Source organism: Haloarcula sp. CBA1129 (genome assembly GCF_008729015.1).
In the GTDB taxonomy this organism is placed as follows: Archaea; Halobacteriota; Halobacteria; order Halobacteriales; family Haloarculaceae; genus Haloarcula.
The window spans coordinates 1,668,715-1,682,506 of sequence record NZ_RKSM01000001.1; the positions used below are offsets into that span (position 1 = coordinate 1,668,715).

Below are 13,792 nucleotides of genomic sequence, written 5' to 3' on the forward strand. Positions count from 1 at the left end.
ACTTCGGTTGTCTCTGTAGCCCTCTACCTCTGTCTGTCGGCCCGCTACTGGACCTCGTCGATGACGCTGTTGAGAGCGTCGAGCTCCGACTGCATCGCCTCCTCCGTTCGTGGGACGTAACCGATTTCCTCGGAGACGAGTTCGGTGTTGGCGCTCTGCTCGATAAAGTACCGAGCGAACTCGGCGACGTGCTCCTCGGCGAGTGCGCTCTTTTGGGGATACGTGAACAGCGGGCGCGAAAGCGGCCGGTAGTCGCCGGCCTTGGCCGTCTCCAGCGAGGGTTCGACGCAGCCGTCGCCGTTGTCGATGCTGAGTGCCTTGACCGCGTCCGTGTTGCTCTGGTAGTAGGCGAAGCCGAAGTAGCCGATAGCGTACTGGTCCTGCTGGACGCCCTGCAGGATGAGGTTGTCCTGTTCAGTGGCTTCGTAGTTGCTGGTGTGATTTGCTTCCTCGCCGAGAATCGCCTCGTTGAAGTAATCGAACGTCCCGGACGTGTCGGCGGCACCGAACCGGTTGATCTGCTCGTCAGGCCAGTCGGCGTTCACGTCGGCCCAAGTAGATGCGCCGTCGGCTTCCCAGATCTGTCTGAGTTGGTCGGGGGTCACGCAGTCGACCCAATCGTTCTCGGGGTTGACGATGACGGTCACTGCGTCCGTCGCGACCTGAATCTCGTGGTACTCGATATCGTTGTCGGCACAGAGTTGCTCCTCTTCGCTGGAAATCGGTCGAGAAGCATTGTTGAAATCGGAGTTTCCGACACAGAAGTGGTTGCTGAAACCGCCACCGGACCCGGTCGAGGAGAGGCTGATGTTGACCTGACCGTGTTGCTTCTGGAACTCGTTTGCGACAGCCGTCGCAAGGGGGAACACCGTACTGCTCCCCGTAATCGTGATATCACCGGACAGCTGGCTGCCACCACTGCCATCGGTGCTGCCACCGTTGTCGGCACCCCCGTCACTACCCCCCGATGACTGTTCGGTACAGCCAGCCAGCGCCAGTGCCCCAATCGCACCGGAACTTGTCAGGAAACGACGGCGTGAGAGACCGCTCGGTGAATCTGTCATCAACTGTTGGAAGATGAAGAGCGGATAAGTACCCTACTATTAGCCCTATATCCGGATATAAATACTATATACTCCTATATATTGTTGTGAGTCGCTACCAGGTTACCGATAAACCGACGCAATAGGTGGCAGAAAGCGATGAAACGCTGATTGAGGGCTGAAATGCCGGAACAATAGTGATGAATAGTCACATTTGTTAATCAGTTATGGCGTTGAGAAGTGTCATAACAGCACAGGTCAGATATCTGGTCAGTAATATATAGCCACAACATATTTTATAAATCTACAGCGCGTATTCGTAGTACTATGGAGACGCGCAAAGTACAGTTGACCGGCGGGTCCACGTACACTGTCTCGTTACCGAAGGAGTGGGCGACGGAGAACAACGTCGAGAGCGGCAGTATCGTCGAGTTTTACGCCGAAGACGACCTGTTACTGGTCTCGCCACAGCACGGCGACGACCACGTCGAGGGAACGCTGGACGTGACCGGCCTCGAAAACAGGCACGAGCTCACGCGAGCAGTGATGACAATGTACGTCAGTGGCTTCGACATCATCCGTCTGGAGGCCGCTCGGATCACGGCCGAGCAGCGACGTATCATCCGCGATGCGACACAGGGGCTGGTCGGTCTGGAGATGATCGAAGAAACAGCTGACCGGGTCGTTCTGCAGGACCTGCTCGACTCCTCGGAACTATCGGTCCTCAACGCTATTACCCGTATGCGACTGGTCTCGTTGACGATGCTCTCCGATGCTGTCGAGGCGCTCATCGAGGACGACAACGACCTTGCAGAAGACGTGATGCAACGCGACGACGATGTGGACCGCCTCTGGTACATGGTTTCACGCGTGTTCCGCACCGTCCTTCGCAATCCGACGGCTGCCAACGAGATCGGCTTCCCGCGTGAGACAGTGTTCGACTACCAGTCAAGCGCCCGCCAGCTCGAGCGCATTGCCGACCACGCGACCAAGATAGCCAGCCTCTCACAGGAGATCGGTGAAATAACCGGTGAAACTGCCGACCTCCTCGACCAACTGGAAACCGAGGCTATTGCCGTCCCCGAAACCGCGATGGATGCGCTGTTAGCTGACGACAGTGACGAGGCTGTCGAACTAGCAAACGAGGCCCGTTCCCGGATCCCTGAGGTCGACGAAACGGCCCGTGAAGTCGACGGGAAGGTCAGGGAGCTGGATCCACAGAGCGCACAGTTGCTTGGCCGCGTCGTCGACTCACTGTCACGGACCGCCGACTACGGCGGCAATATCGCTGAAAGCGCACTCCAGAAGGCTGCCCCGCGGCCATAGCTGCCGCTCCGTGTCCGTGGACAGCTGAAAAAGCTGCGTGCCGGATTACTCGACCAGCACGGCGTTGACCTGACCGTGCTGTCCGGGGCGGGAGGTCACGCGGGCCTGTCCCTCGGTGGTTTCGAGGATTGCGCCTTTCGTGATGATGTTCCGCCGGGCGTAGTTCGGGTTCGATGGGTTCTCAACGACGTTCTCGATAGTTGCTTCGATGGTCTCCGCACCGTCGGCGATGCTCGCGACATCTGTCTTGACTGCACGGACCTTCTGGGTGTTGCCGCGGGAGTCGACAGTCTTCAGTCGCTGCTCGCCGACCTGCGTCTCGACGGTGTCCTTCCCGAGCTCGTGTTTCTTCTTCTTGTGGTTCGGTCGTCGGCGTCCGCCGGTCCGCTTGCGAGGGGAGCGTCCCTGGTCTTTCATACGGGAAGGAAGACCCAGCGACTACTTGAACCGTTCGATGCTGACTCGTTATCGCAATCGTTACCCCCGCGCCGGCCGGTTGCTCTGACGATGAGTCTGAAGACGGCCGTCGCCGCGCCGTTCCGCCAGCGTGGCACCGACCGGATGGCGGAAAGCGAGTTCGTCGTCGCGCTCTCGCTAGATCGGAACTGGTTCTCGCCCGATCAGGCCAAGACGCTGGTCGACGTGGCCGCGAGCGAGGGACTGGTCGAGCGAGACGATGACGACCTCGTTGTCGCTTTCGACGCGACACACACTGCGATTCCGGACGGGTTCATGCCGGGCGAGGAAATCCTGCAGTCTCGCTCGACGTTCGAGCGGGTGCTCGATGCAGTCGTCGAGGCCGGCATCGAGAAACAGACTGCTGTCGCTGGCATCAACACGCTCCAGTCCGACATCGGTGTCACGCTGGAGGCCGCAGCCGTGGTGTACGCGCGCAGTGAAGGTGTCGACGTCGAAGCTATCGCTGCGGACGTTCGGGAGGAGCTCTAATGGTCAAAGACAGGATTGCTGACGGCCGACGGATCGGACAGTTACTCGCCTCGGAACTGACTGGCCTCCAGCGCGGGCCGCTCTCAGACGTTGCTGTCGTCGATGCGGACAGAGACGTGGACCCGACGCCCGAGGGGGCTTTCGCCTACCGCGTGACTGCTGACGACACCGACGTAGCAGTCGTCGAAGTAACGCCGACGACGGCTCAGTTGGTCCTAGAGCAGGAGCCCGGAACCGTGCCGGAGCGTGATGATCTCACTGTCGAGGGGACAACCATCGTTGTTCACAGCGGCGCGGCGGTGAAAGCCGCAGTCGACGGACTGGAGCGAGCCCTCTCGGGGTAGACGGTTTTTCCGGGGACAGAAACGATTGGACAGCGGCTAAAATACCTGCAATCAGTGGCGACTCGGCTCAGCAATAGCCGCAGACATCCACGCGACGAAGCCGGTGAGGATGAGCACGGAACCGATTATCGCCGTCGCGGCAGCGATAGCAAGCACCAGCGTCGGGAGGCCAAGCGGCGTTCCGACAGCGATGACAATCGGCGTCACGGTGATACAGAGCGAGCCAAGCGCGACGGCCCGACGCTGTGTCGTCGTCAGTTCGATACCGAGGTGGAACAGCGACCCGGGCTCCGGGTCGGGAGCGGCGAGGCCGAGACACAGCAGCGGGACGCCGATGAACACGAGCGTTGCGGCGACAGCGTACGACCAGAACAGCCACTGCCCGGACGTGGGCGCGAGCGATAGCAGCGCACCGACGGCCACGAGCACGACACCACCAACGAGTCCAAATTGCCGCAGCCGTGGGTCGTCCAGAGCTTCGCTCAGGTCTGGGAGCGTCTCGGCCACATGGCCGACATCCATGAAACGGTCCATAAACAGGATTCTGCCTGCGGTAGCAAATAGCCACGGGGAGAAAATATCAAATCTGATTCCACCCAAGCGGGGAGCGGTGCGAGAAGGAAACGCTTGTATCGCTGCCAGCCGCCGCGATATCTATGCACTTCTTCGACCGCCTCGCGGACCGCATCGCGACCGCCGACAGCGTGGTGTCGGTGGGCCTCGACCCGGACCCTGACCGTCTCCCCGACAGCGTGCTGGACGCTGACCTGCCACGGTGGCAGTTCAACCGCCGCATCATCGACGCGACCCACGAACACGCCGCCTGCTACAAGCCCAACGCCGCCTTCTACGAGGACCACGACGGCTGGCGCGCACTGGAAGAAACCATCGCCTACGCCCACGGGAAAGACGTGCCAGTCCTGCTGGACGCCAAGCGGGGCGACATCGGCAACACCGCGCGGCAGTACGCCCAGATACTCGACGACGAGGAGGGACCCGCCGCCGACGCCATCACGGTCAATCCTTTCCTCGGCCGGGACTCGCTGGAGCCGTTCCTCCAGCGCGCGGACAAGGGGGTGTTCGTCCTCGGGCGCACCTCGAACCCCGGCGGCGAGGACCTCCAAGACCTCGAACTGGCCTCCGGCGAGAAACTGTACGAGCGTGTGGTCCACCTTGCGGACCTCTGGAACGGGAACGGCAACGTCGGCCTTGTCGTCGGCGCGACCAACCCTGACGAGCTCGAAGAAATCCGCGAACTGGTCCCGGACATCCCGTTCCTCGTCCCCGGTGTCGGCGCACAGGGCGGCGACGCCGAAGCGGCCGTCGAACACGGCCTCGCTGACGGCGTCGGCCTCGTCAACTCCTCGCGGGGCATTATCTTCGCCGGCGAAGACGCTGATACGCGGCGTGACGACACAGGTGATGCGTTCTTCAAGGCCGCCGGACAGTCCGCCAAACAACTCAAACAGCGTCTGAACCAGTTCCGATAGCTAGAACCGATACGTGTCGACGCCGTCAGGCATGTTCTCCGACGGGACATGGTCGCTCGGCTGGCCGACCTCCGCACCGCACTCGACACACATCCCGGTGTCGTCGTCCCAGTGGCGGTCACAGACGAGCCGTCCACATCTGTCACAGGAGTGGTCCACGTCAGGGCGCTCACAGAGTTCACACAGTCCGGCGACGCTCATGCCAGTAGTTAGCACGCCGATGTGTTTGAATCTTTGGCGACACGATTTCGGCGTGTTTCGTCGACCGATGAACGGGTCACAGCTCGACCGAAACAGCCACGAAGTATTTCCCCGTGGACATTCCTCTCTCTAGTATGTTACCACTCCTCCAACTCGGCTCACTCTCACCGCCAGCGATACTCGTCGGCTTGCTGGCTATCGCCGTGGTGCTGCTGGTCGGGCGACTCGTGATGAAGGTAGCGTGGCGGCTCGTCATCATCGCCATCATCGCGGTCGCCGTCCTTTGGATCCTCGGAGTCCTCGGCTTTCAGGTCATCTAAAGCCCGGAGAGGAAATTCCGGATCACGTCGTGGCCGACCGCGGTCAGGACCGACTCCGGATGGAACTGGACGGCTTCGATGGGATACTCGCGGTGGCGGACGCCCATCACCAGTTCGGTGCCGTCCTCGGTCTCCGTGGTCGCGCTGACGACGAACTCGTCGGGGACGTCCTCGGCGACCAGCGAGTGATAGCGGCCGCCTTGGAACCCCTGTTCGAGACCCGCGAAGACGCCTTTCCCATCGTGGTTGATGGGGAACGCCTTTCCGTGAATGGGCTCCGGCGCTCGGCCGATGGTGCCGCCGTAGGCGTACACCGCCGATTCGAGGCCGAGACAGACGCCGAGTGTCGGCACGTCGGGGCTGACCTCACGGAGCACGTCGAGCGTGACGCCGACGTCCCGTTCGTTCTTCGGGTGGCCCGGACCCGGGGAAAGGATGATAGCGTCGGGGTCGAACGCCGTGACGTCGTCGAGCGTCGCGGTGTTGCGGACGACTTCCGTTTCAGCGTGTTCGGACACGTACTCGACGAGGTTGTACGTGAACGAATCGAAGTTGTCCACGAACAGCACCCGCAGGTCGTCCCTGACAGCGTCCTCGCCGGCCGGCTGTGCCGCGCTCATCTGGTCACCTCCTCGGGGCTATCGGCACGCTCCGCCGAGTCGGTCGGTTCCCCTTCGATTTCCGCAAGCGCTGTCAGCACGCCGTCCATCTTCTGTTCAGTCTCGACGTACTCGCTTTCGGGGTCCGAATCCGCGACGATGCCGGCCCCGGCCTGCACGGTGATACGGTCCCGGTCGCCCTCGTCTTCGACCGTCGCCGAGCGGATGACGATGGCGAAGTCGGTGTCGCCGTCCCAGTCGAAGTAGCCGACGCCGCCGCCGTAGGGACCCCGCGGCGAGCGTTCGAGTTCGTCGATTATCTCCATGGCGCGGATCTTCGGCGCGCCCGAGAGCGTCCCCGCCGGGAACGTCGCACGGGCGGCGTCGAAGGCGTCCTTGTCTTCGGCGAGTCGGCCCGTCACCGTGGACTCGATGTGCTGGACGTGGCTGTACTTGAGGACGTTCATGAACTCCGGGACCCGGACGCTGCCGGCTTCGGCGACGCGGCGCACGTCGTTGCGCGCGAGGTCGACGAGCATCGTGTGCTCGGCCCGCTCCTTGCCGTCGGCGAGCATCTCGCCAGCGAGGCGTCGGTCCTCGACGGGGGAGTTCCCGCGCGGGCACGTCCCCGCGATGGGGTTCGAGACGACGTGGTCGCCCGCGACAGAGACCAGCGTCTCCGGACTCGCCCCGACGATGGTCAGGTCGTCGTAACCCAGCAGGTACATGTACGGCGACGGGTTCACCGCCCGGAGCGCCTCGTAGAAGCCCAGTGGGTCGACTTCGCCGTGCAGTTCGCGGGTCCGCGAGATGACGCCCTGATAGATGTCGCCCGAGAGGACGTACTCCTTGGCGCGTTCGACAGCGTCTTCGTACTCGTCCTGTGGACCGGCGACCTCGTCATCGCGGCGGAAGCCACCGGTCTCCAGTGGTGACAGGTCCGAGAGGACATCCTCGACCCGCTCGGCCTCGGCGGCCAGTTCGTCGTAGCGCTCGCCGGCGTCCTCGTCCTGCCGGAGGACGGGCGTGAACACCAGCGAGACGGTCTCCTCGACGTGGTCGAAGCGGACCGTCGACGTCGTGAGGACGAACTGCGCGTCCGGGAACCGTGAGTCCGGGCGGTCGAGCCCCACCTCGTCGAGCCAGAGGTCGTAGACGGCGTCATACGAGAGGAAGCCGACCAGACCGCCTTCGAGGTGCTGGCGGTCCATCTCGGGGAAGTTCCGGAGGGTCACGTCCGGCATCGCGGCCCGGAGGTCGTCGACCACGTCGCCGCCGTCGGTCGTCACGAGGTCGGCGTAGCGGTCGTCAAAGGCCTCGACCTCGCTTTCGTCGCCAGTCACTGTGACGACGGCGCGGGGGTCGTAGCCGACGAAGGAGAAGCGTGCGTGGCGGTCGTCCGTCTCCGGCGCGAACGCGCCGTCGGGGTCGCTGGAGGCGACCTTCTCGGCGCTTTCGAGCAGGAACGTGTAGTCGTTTGCGGCCACGTCGCTTGTGCGACCGGTCAGGGCCGCGTACGCGGTTAGTGGCTCCACATCCACGTCCAGTTCGGCGGCCGCGCGGACGACAACCGGGCGGTCTGCCGTGGCGTGTTCGACAAACTCCTCGCGGGTGATATCGAGAGTCATACCGCGCCCTCCGTCGCTTGCGTGGCGTTCCGGACGAACCGCTCGATAGCGTCGTGGTCTTTCGTGCCGCCCGAGGATTCCACGCCGCTCGCTACATCGACGGCGAACGGCCCGACCGTCTCGACAGCAGTTGCGACGTTCTCCGGCGTCAGTCCGCCGGCCAACACGACGGGCACGCTCAGCGAGTCGACGAGGTCGCGCGTGCGCTCCCAGTCGTGTGTCTCGCCCGTGCCGCCGCCGCCGTCGGCGTCGACGGAATCGACGAGGAGGGCGTCGGCGTGGTCGGCGTAGGCCTCGATGGCCGGCGCGTCCGCCTCGACCACAGCGACGATGTCCTGAGTGATTCGGCTGTCGAGGGCCCCGAGTTCCGCCGGCGAGAGCCCGTCGTGGACCTGTACTGCGTCCGGCTCGATCCTGTCGATGCGCCTGACGGCCTCTTGAACCGTTGTCGGCATCGTCACCAGCACGCTCGTCACGAACGGTGGGACGCCATCGACAAGCAGCTCAGCGCTTTCGTCGTCGACTTCGCGCGGTGTGTCGACCGGGACGCCGTGGATGACGCCGACCGCGTCAGTGCCGGCCGCGACGACAGCGTCGCGGTCCGCATCGCACGTCACACCACAGACTTTCACGCGCGTCATGCCCCGATCAAGTCGTCGAGTTTGTCGGCCGCCGCGCCCGACTCGATGGCCTGCCGGGCCAGTTCGACTCCCTCTTCGTGCGTATCGGCGACGCCAGCGACGTAGATCGCCGCGCCGGCGTTCGCGAGGATGATGTCCCGCTTCGCGCCGGTGACCTCGCCGGTGACGATACCACGGAGGTCGGCGGCGTTCTCCGAGGGCTCGCCGCCTGAAATGTCCTCGATGTCGTGTGTTTCCAGACCCATGTCCTCTGGTGTGATGGTGTACTCCGCGATTCGGTCGCCGGTGACCTCCGCGACAACCGTCTCACCGTGGATGGCGATCTCGTCGAGGCCGTCGCCGTGGACGACCAGCGCCCGCTCGACATCTAGCCGAGCCAGCGCCTCCGCCATCACGGGAACGAGGTCCGGGTCGTAGACGCCAAGCACCTGTGCGTCCGCATCAGCGGGGTTCGTCAGCGGCCCGAGGATGTTGAACACAGTCCGCATCCCGAGTTCCTGACGCGGGCCGATGACGGCCTTCATCGCCGGGTGGAACACGGGCGCGAGCATGAAACCGATGCCCTCGCGCTCGATGGTCTCCTCCACATCCGGCGGCTCGGCCTCGATATCGACGCCGACCTCTTCCAGCACGTCGGCGCTCCCCGAAGACGAAGAGACAGAGTAGTTGCCGTGTTTGGCGATGGGGACGCCGGCCCCGGCCGCGACGATGGCGCTCGTCGTGGAGACGTTGATCGTGTTGTAGTCGTCGCCGCCGGTCCCGCAGGTGTCGACCAGTCCGTCTCGATCAGGCCGGATGGTGCGTGCGGCATCGCGCATCCCCTCGGCGAAGCCGGCGATCTCGGCCTCTGTTTCCCCTTTCGCTCGCAGTGCCGTCAGGAGCGCACCGATCTGTGCCTCGGTCGCATCCTCGAAGACAGTCGTCGCAACGGCTCGTGCCTCGTCCTGTGTCAGGTCCTCGCCGTCTGTGACGCGTTCGATATACTCTTTCATTGTATTCGCCAATGGACTATTTCGTGTTGTGATGTACAAATCCGTACATTGACTTAAGCCTATCGGGACCCTGCCTCGCTGACCCATCTGTGTGGACAATCAACAGACAACGTGCCGATACGGAATCCGAAACCTTCAATTATACCCACCGGATACAATGAGGTGTACCTCGCAGTGAGGGTTCGTGGTCTAGGTCGGTTATGACACCTCCTTGACATGGAGGAGGCCGGCGGTTCAAATCCGCCCGAACCCACTACTTCTGTCGCGAGCAAACCGCGAGCGACGGATCCGTCGATGAGTGCGAATTTGAATCAGGGAGTGAAAGCGGAGCGGAACGACCGTGGTGCAAATCCGCCTGAACCCATTTCTGACGACACAATCGACGAGCAGAGCGTGTTTTTCTTTGGGTCACAATCCGTCTGCACCCACGGCTACTGTCATCGAAACTGTTGTTCCGACAGCAGTGTCCGCTTCAACAGCATCGAAACGGGACTGACAGATTCCGTCCCATACTTTCTTGCCCTAACCGCGTTAGAGTCATCTATATGAGAGATCAGGTCCAGTCGGCGAACGCGTTCGAACAGTTCGTGTTGCTGGCAGTCGCAGAACTCGAAACGGCCGGCGAAACACCAGCCCACTCCTATCATGTGACGCAGACAGCGAAAGCACATCTCGCAGATATCGACCGACAGCCGTTCGGCGGTGTCGAGCGCCAGAAAGTCATTTCGGCGCTGGGCCAGCTCGCTGACAGGGGGCTGTTGCTCGACGAAAAGACGGAGTCACCGGCGGGAAAAGGGCGGCCGGGGTATGAACTGGCCGGAGACCCGGAAGAAGTACTCGAAGCGCTGTCGGAGACGGACGAGTTCGAACCGTACGTCGAGGCAGTCTGGTCCTCGTAAGCGACTCCCCCGTTAGACGACACTCACACCGCCGCGCTCCTGATCGAGAGCGGGTGGCCGGCCCGCTTCGAGGCGTTCGAGACGGTCCATGATCGTGTGGACGACGTCGTCTTTCGTACAGGGAGCGACGTGGACGAGTTCGCTGCCGTCGTACTCAGCCAGCCCCATGACGGGAAGCGCCATGGCGTCGTACGCTGACTCCGCCACTTCCGAGTCAACAGTAGTGTTCTGGTAGAACGATTCGAGCGAGACGTTGTTCGTCAGCGCCCACTGCTTGAATTCGGCGACGCGATTCAGGATGTACTTGCCCTCCTCCGTCCGTGCGGCGGCCGACTGCGGTGCGATCTGTTTGCCCCAGACGATGACGTTGAACCCGTCGATGTGGTCGTTCTCGTCGAGCGTCTGGAGACGGTCGATGACCGCTTCCTGTCGTTCGTGTGCACCGTCGGGCAGCATCGACCGGACATACAACTCGATGTGAGGTGTCGGGATAGTATCACTCATAGCTATCAGACGACACTCCCGGCTGACACATATAGATACTGTGAGAGATGTCTGCATAGTACAGCTGGCGCTATCAGGGCCGAAAACCCGTGAAATAAGCAGTTTCTGTGATTAGTGTACTTCCAGTTGTAACGCTAACCTAGGAGGAGTTAACAGCTGAAAGTAGTATACGATTACTGACTATTCGGTGTTTGACCCGGACGAAAGACTGTGGAGGTTCTCGTGGATGCCGAGAATAAGCGCCGGAACGACAATCATGAAAATATGCTCCTCGATGGGAATTCCCAGCAGGTCAACACCGGTTCGGAGTTTGATTGCGAAGACACCGACAGTAAGTGTGTACCAGTCCCAGACGTACGCAATCGGATAGAGCACGACAATCGTCTTGGCTGCCATCTTGAGAGCGTTCGCACGCCAGAGTAACGCGAGGGCAACAGTTCCCCAGACAACTTCTGTGACCAGATAGGTGTAGGGGCCAAAGACGCCGATGTCGGGCAGCATACACCGAACCTTAGATCCAAGGGCCTAAAGCTTCGTTCGTCTCTCGGTTTCCGGGGACTAAACCAACCTTGATAACCCCACACGTCGAATCTACGAACTGTGAAGAACGATGGATATTGCTGATATCGCCACCAGAGAGTTTGTCGAGGTTGACGCCAACAAGCGCCTGGGGAAAGTCCGGTCTATCTTCGAACGCGAGAACCCTAAAGGCATCATCGTCACGGAGGACGGTGACTACGCTGGCGTTATCACGCAGAAACAGCTGGTCCAGTCCCATGTCGAGGACAACGCGAAAGCGGGGGCGATGACGCGCTCGGCGCCGAAAGTCGAGCGCACCGACGACGTGCGCGAAGTCGCGCGCGTCCTCGTGGAGGGTGGAGTCAAGCTCGCCCCGGTGTTCGAGGCGGGCGAACTCTGGGGTATCGTCACCGAGGACGATATCCTCGACGCGGTTCTCGACAACCTCGACGCGCTAAGCGTCGAGGACATCTACACACGAGATGTCATCACGGTCTCGGAAGACACTAACGTCGGGCAGGTCGTCAACCTCCTCCGGAAACACGGCATCTCCCGGCTTCCGGTACTCGGTGACGACGATGGCCTGACCGGGATGGTCACGCGCCACGACATCGTCGACGTCGTCGTCCGGGACATGAACAAGACGACGCGGGGCGACCGCTCAGGCGAAATCGAGCGCGTGCTCGACATGCCGGTCTACGACGTGATGAGCAGCCCGGTCGAGACGGCGAAGCTCGGCGACTCCGTCGAGGACGCCGTCGCGCGGATGCTGGAAAACGACTTCGCCGGCCTCGTCGTCACGCCGGAAGACGAGGACACCCATGTCGCCGGCATCCTCACGAAGACCGACGTGCTCCGCGCGCTGACCTACACGGAGGAAGAACACATGGACGTCCAGATCACGAACATCAAGCTGCTGGACACCATCTCCCGTGCGGACATCCGGGCCGACATAGAGACGGTCGCGGACAAGTACGGCGCGATGCAGGTCCAGCACGCCCACGTCCGGTTCCACGAGCACAAGGAGAAGCTCCGTGGTACGCCGCTCATCCAGTGTCAGATCCGTCTTCGGACCAACAAGGGTCAGGCGGCCGGCTCCGGCGAGGGCTACGGCGCTGAAACCGCGTTCAACGTCGCGCTCGATAAGCTCGAACGCAACGTGCTCGAACTGAAAGGCGTGCAGGCCGACGAGGAGTACCGCGGCCAGCTCCTCCGCAAACTCGGCGAGCTATAACCGGATACTCGCTTTTTATCTATCGCTCGGCGACCTGCACGAGCTGCTTGCCGATGTTCTCGCCCTCGAATAGCCCGAGGAACGCATCCGGTGCGTTCTCGATGCCTTCGGTGACGGTTTCTCGGTAGGAGATATCGCCCGAAGCGACCCACTGGCCGAGCTGCTTCGTCGCTTCCTCGAACCGCGGCTCGAAGTCGGAGACGAGAAGCCCTTCGACGGTCGCCCGGGACTGGATGACTTGGGTCAGTTTTCGGGGCCCCATCGGGACTTCCTCGCTGTTGTACAGTGAAATCTGTCCGCAGACGGCGACACGCGCGTCGGTGTTGAGTCGCGTGAACACCGCGTCGGTGATCGGTCCGCCGACGTTGTCGAAGTAGGCGTCGACGCCCTCCGGCGCAGCCTCGTCCAGCGCGGCCCGATAATCGTCGGTCGTCTTGTAGTTGATGCCCACGTCGAAGCCCAGATCGTCTTCGAGGAACGAGACCTTTTCATCAGAGCCGGCAAAGCCGACGACGCGTGCGCCCTGAAGCTTGGCGAGCTGGCCCGCGACAGAGCCGACAGCCCCAGCAGCCCCGGTAACGACGAACGTATCGCCGGCCGACGGCTGTGCCACCTCTCGGGTGCCGAAGTACGCTGTCAGGCCCGGCATCCCCAAGACACCGAGTGCCGTCGAAATCGGTGCGAGTTCGGGATTGACCTCTGTAAGTACTGGGCCGGGTGCTGTGGCGTACTCCGCCCACTCTAGCTCGCCGGTGACAACGTCGCCTTCATCGAAGCGTGCACCGTTGGATTCGACAACCTCACCGACGACTGCACCCTTGAGCGGGTCGCCCACGTCCCACGGCTCCTCGTACGATTCGCTGTCGCGCATCCGGTCGCGCATGTACGGGTCCACAGAGAGATACAGGGTCTTGATGAGCACCTCGCCCGGCCCCGGTTCAGGGATTTCCTCCTCGGAAAGTTCGAACGTATCGTGGTCTGGAGTCCCTTCGGGCCGCTTTGCTAGCCTGTAAACGCGGTTAGTGTTCGACATCATCCCCTATACACTTGGGACCCGAAAGGGGGCTTCGAAAGGAGAAACAAACACCGGTTGTATAGTTTATC

Annotated in this window: 18 protein-coding genes and 1 tRNA gene; 8 read left to right on the forward strand and 11 right to left on the reverse strand. The window is 62.2% G+C overall.

What is annotated here, in order from left to right:
- Positions 1 to 44 precede the first annotated feature (44 nt).
- Positions 45 to 1,064, reverse strand: coding sequence for a PstS family phosphate ABC transporter substrate-binding protein (locus Har1129_RS08290; RefSeq protein ID WP_151100233.1), 1,020 nt, complete (start codon positions 1,062 to 1,064; stop codon positions 45 to 47).
- 306 nt (positions 1,065 to 1,370) lie between these two features.
- Between Har1129_RS08290 and Har1129_RS08295 the strand changes: the two genes are divergently transcribed.
- Entirely contained in the window at positions 1,371 to 2,369 is a 999-nt protein-coding gene (locus Har1129_RS08295; protein WP_151100234.1) for a phosphate uptake regulator PhoU, read from the forward strand.
- 45 nt (positions 2,370 to 2,414) lie between these two features.
- Here the strand turns inward: Har1129_RS08295 and Har1129_RS08300 are convergent, their stop codons facing one another.
- Positions 2,415 to 2,786 carry a 30S ribosomal protein S8e gene (locus Har1129_RS08300; RefSeq protein WP_121513295.1) on the reverse strand — a complete coding sequence of 124 codons (372 nt, stop codon included), beginning with the start codon at positions 2,784 to 2,786 and terminating at the stop codon, positions 2,415 to 2,417.
- Between the two features lie 90 nt (positions 2,787 to 2,876).
- Here Har1129_RS08300 and Har1129_RS08305 point away from each other — a divergent pair, with 90 nt between their 5' ends.
- Together Har1129_RS08305 and Har1129_RS08310 are read left to right on the forward strand one after the other, a co-directional pair.
- On the forward strand, positions 2,877 to 3,317 hold the full coding sequence (locus Har1129_RS08305; protein WP_151100235.1) for a DUF2240 family protein: 441 nt from the start codon (positions 2,877 to 2,879) through the stop codon (positions 3,315 to 3,317).
- Complete coding sequence (locus Har1129_RS08310; RefSeq protein ID WP_151100236.1) at positions 3,317 to 3,661, forward strand: hypothetical protein; 345 nt, start codon at positions 3,317 to 3,319, stop codon at positions 3,659 to 3,661. The genes Har1129_RS08305 and Har1129_RS08310 overlap by 1 nt, the downstream gene beginning before the upstream one ends.
- Before the next feature lie 51 nt (positions 3,662 to 3,712).
- Here the strand turns inward: Har1129_RS08310 and Har1129_RS08315 are convergent, their stop codons facing one another.
- Positions 3,713 to 4,195, reverse strand: coding sequence for a hypothetical protein (locus Har1129_RS08315; RefSeq protein WP_151100237.1), 483 nt, complete (start codon positions 4,193 to 4,195; stop codon positions 3,713 to 3,715).
- Between the two features lie 122 nt (positions 4,196 to 4,317).
- Here Har1129_RS08315 and pyrF point away from each other — a divergent pair, with 122 nt between their 5' ends.
- Positions 4,318 to 5,151, forward strand: coding sequence for an orotidine-5'-phosphate decarboxylase (gene pyrF / locus Har1129_RS08320; protein WP_151100238.1), 834 nt, complete (start codon positions 4,318 to 4,320; stop codon positions 5,149 to 5,151).
- Here pyrF and Har1129_RS08325 read toward each other — a convergent pair whose 3' ends face one another.
- Complete coding sequence (locus Har1129_RS08325; protein ID WP_151100239.1) at positions 5,152 to 5,352, reverse strand: hypothetical protein; 201 nt, start codon at positions 5,350 to 5,352, stop codon at positions 5,152 to 5,154.
- A gap of 134 nt (positions 5,353 to 5,486) precedes the next feature.
- Between Har1129_RS08325 and Har1129_RS08330 the strand changes: the two genes are divergently transcribed.
- A complete protein-coding gene (locus Har1129_RS08330; RefSeq protein WP_151100240.1) occupies positions 5,487 to 5,672 on the forward strand; it encodes a hypothetical protein in 186 nt (61 codons plus the stop codon).
- On the opposite strand, the gene trpG is transcribed toward Har1129_RS08330, so the two are convergent.
- The 4 genes from trpG to trpD are packed head-to-tail and all read right to left on the reverse strand — an operon-like array spanning position 5,669 to position 9,532.
- Positions 5,669 to 6,292 carry an anthranilate synthase component II gene (trpG, locus tag Har1129_RS08335; protein ID WP_151100241.1) on the reverse strand — a complete coding sequence of 208 codons (624 nt, stop codon included), beginning with the start codon at positions 6,290 to 6,292 and terminating at the stop codon, positions 5,669 to 5,671. The genes Har1129_RS08330 and trpG overlap by 4 nt on opposite strands.
- Positions 6,289 to 7,899, reverse strand: coding sequence for an anthranilate synthase component I (trpE, locus tag Har1129_RS08340; RefSeq protein WP_151100242.1), 1,611 nt, complete (start codon positions 7,897 to 7,899; stop codon positions 6,289 to 6,291). The genes trpG and trpE overlap by 4 nt, the downstream gene beginning before the upstream one ends.
- On the reverse strand, positions 7,896 to 8,540 hold the full coding sequence (locus Har1129_RS08345) for a phosphoribosylanthranilate isomerase (RefSeq protein WP_151100243.1): 645 nt from the start codon (positions 8,538 to 8,540) through the stop codon (positions 7,896 to 7,898). The genes trpE and Har1129_RS08345 overlap by 4 nt, the downstream gene beginning before the upstream one ends.
- Positions 8,537 to 9,532: an anthranilate phosphoribosyltransferase gene (gene trpD / locus Har1129_RS08350; protein WP_151100244.1), complete on the reverse strand. Its 996-nt coding sequence runs from the start codon at positions 9,530 to 9,532 to the stop codon at positions 8,537 to 8,539. Before trpD ends, Har1129_RS08345 begins: the two co-directional genes overlap by 4 nt.
- Before the next feature lie 178 nt (positions 9,533 to 9,710).
- On the opposite strand from trpD, the gene Har1129_RS08355 reads away from it, so the two are divergent.
- A tRNA-Val gene (locus Har1129_RS08355) sits at positions 9,711 to 9,785 on the forward strand.
- Positions 9,786 to 10,077: 292 nt separating this feature from the next.
- Positions 10,078 to 10,431: a hypothetical protein gene (locus tag Har1129_RS08360; protein ID WP_151100245.1), complete on the forward strand. Its 354-nt coding sequence runs from the start codon at positions 10,078 to 10,080 to the stop codon at positions 10,429 to 10,431.
- 12 nt (positions 10,432 to 10,443) lie between these two features.
- Here the strand turns inward: Har1129_RS08360 and Har1129_RS08365 are convergent, their stop codons facing one another.
- The gene (locus tag Har1129_RS08365) at positions 10,444 to 10,935 is read right to left on the reverse strand and encodes an HTH domain-containing protein (RefSeq protein ID WP_151100246.1); all 492 of its coding nucleotides are present in this window, start codon (positions 10,933 to 10,935) and stop codon (positions 10,444 to 10,446) included.
- A gap of 180 nt (positions 10,936 to 11,115) precedes the next feature.
- The gene (locus Har1129_RS08370) at positions 11,116 to 11,436 is read right to left on the reverse strand and encodes a lycopene cyclase domain-containing protein (RefSeq protein ID WP_151100247.1); all 321 of its coding nucleotides are present in this window, start codon (positions 11,434 to 11,436) and stop codon (positions 11,116 to 11,118) included.
- A gap of 109 nt (positions 11,437 to 11,545) precedes the next feature.
- On the opposite strand from Har1129_RS08370, the gene Har1129_RS08375 reads away from it, so the two are divergent.
- The gene (locus tag Har1129_RS08375; protein ID WP_151100248.1) at positions 11,546 to 12,688 is read left to right on the forward strand and encodes a CBS domain-containing protein; all 1,143 of its coding nucleotides are present in this window, start codon (positions 11,546 to 11,548) and stop codon (positions 12,686 to 12,688) included.
- A 19-nt stretch (positions 12,689 to 12,707) separates the two neighbouring features.
- Here Har1129_RS08375 and Har1129_RS08380 read toward each other — a convergent pair whose 3' ends face one another.
- A complete protein-coding gene (locus Har1129_RS08380) occupies positions 12,708 to 13,721 on the reverse strand; it encodes an NADP-dependent oxidoreductase (RefSeq protein WP_191906116.1) in 1,014 nt (337 codons plus the stop codon).
- Between the last annotated feature and the right edge of the window lie 71 nt (positions 13,722 to 13,792).